Source organism: Streptomyces sp. NPDC001493, assembly GCF_053597235.1.
Genome location: NZ_JBSFHV010000059.1, coordinates 1,558 through 2,867 on the forward strand (window position 1 = coordinate 1,558; position 1,310 = coordinate 2,867).

Here is a 1,310-nt window from a genome sequence, read left to right on the forward strand (position 1 = left end):
TGTTTGAGAACTGCACAGTGGACGCGAGCATCTGTGGCCAAGTTTTTAAGGGCGCACGGTGGATGCCTTGGCACCAGGAACCGATGAAGGACGTGGGAGGCCACGATAGTCCCCGGGGAGCTGTCAACCTAGCTTTGATCCGGGGGTTTCCGAATGGGGAAACCCGGCAGTCGTCATGGGCTGTCACCCACTGCTGAACACATAGGCAGTGTGGAGGGAACGAGGGGAAGTGAAACATCTCAGTACCCTCAGGAAGAGAAAACAACCGTGATTCCGGGAGTAGTGGCGAGCGAAACTGGATCAGGCCAAACCGTATGTGTGTGATACCCGGCAGGGGTTGCGCATGCGGGGTTGTGGGATCTCTCTTTCACAGTCTGCCGGCTGTGAGACGAGTCAGAAACCGTTGATGTAGGCGAAGGACATGCGAAAGGTCCGGCGTAGAGGGTAAGACCCCCGTAGCTGAAACATCAACGGCTCGTTTGAGAGACACCCAAGTAGCACGGGGCCCGAGAAATCCCGTGTGAATCTGGCGGGACCACCCGCTAAGCCTAAATATTCCCTGGTGACCGATAGCGGATAGTACCGTGAGGGAATGGTGAAAAGTACCGCGGGAGCGGAGTGAAATAGTACCTGAAACCGTGTGCCTACAAGCCGTGGGAGCGTCGCTGTATGTGCTTGCACATGCAGTCGTGACTGCGTGCCTTTTGAAGAATGAGCCTGCGAGTTAGCGGTGTGTAGCGAGGTTAACCCGTGTGGGGAAGCCGTAGCGAAAGCGAGTCCGAATAGGGCGATTGAGTTGCACGCTCTAGACCCGAAGCGGAGTGATCTAGCCATGGGCAGGTTGAAGCGGAGGTAAGACTTCGTGGAGGACCGAACCCACCAGGGTTGAAAACCTGGGGGATGACCTGTGGTTAGGGGTGAAAGGCCAATCAAACTCCGTGATAGCTGGTTCTCCCCGAAATGCATTTAGGTGCAGCGTCGTGTGTTTCTTGCCGGAGGTAGAGCACTGGATAGGCGATGGGCCCCAACGGGTTACTGACCTTAGCCAAACTCCGAATGCCGGTAAGTGAGAGCGCGGCAGTGAGACTGTGGGGGATAAGCTCCATGGTCGAGAGGGAAACAGCCCAGAGCATCGACTAAGGCCCCTAAGCGTACGCTAAGTGGGAAAGGATGTGGAGTCGCAGAGACAACCAGGAGGTTGGCTTAGAAGCAGCCACCCTTGAAAGAGTGCGTAATAGCTCACTGGTCAAGTGATTCCGCGCCGACAATGTAGCGGGGCTCAAGCGTACCGCCGAAGTCGTGTCATTCCA

At 56.3% G+C, this 1,310-nt stretch carries 1 rRNA gene (running past one end of the window); it reads left to right on the forward strand.

Annotated elements, in window-relative coordinates:
- Window positions 1–35 precede the first annotated feature (35 nt).
- Window positions 36–1,310 (forward strand): 23S ribosomal RNA (locus ACWCWD_RS36990) (it continues 1,926 nt past the right edge of the window).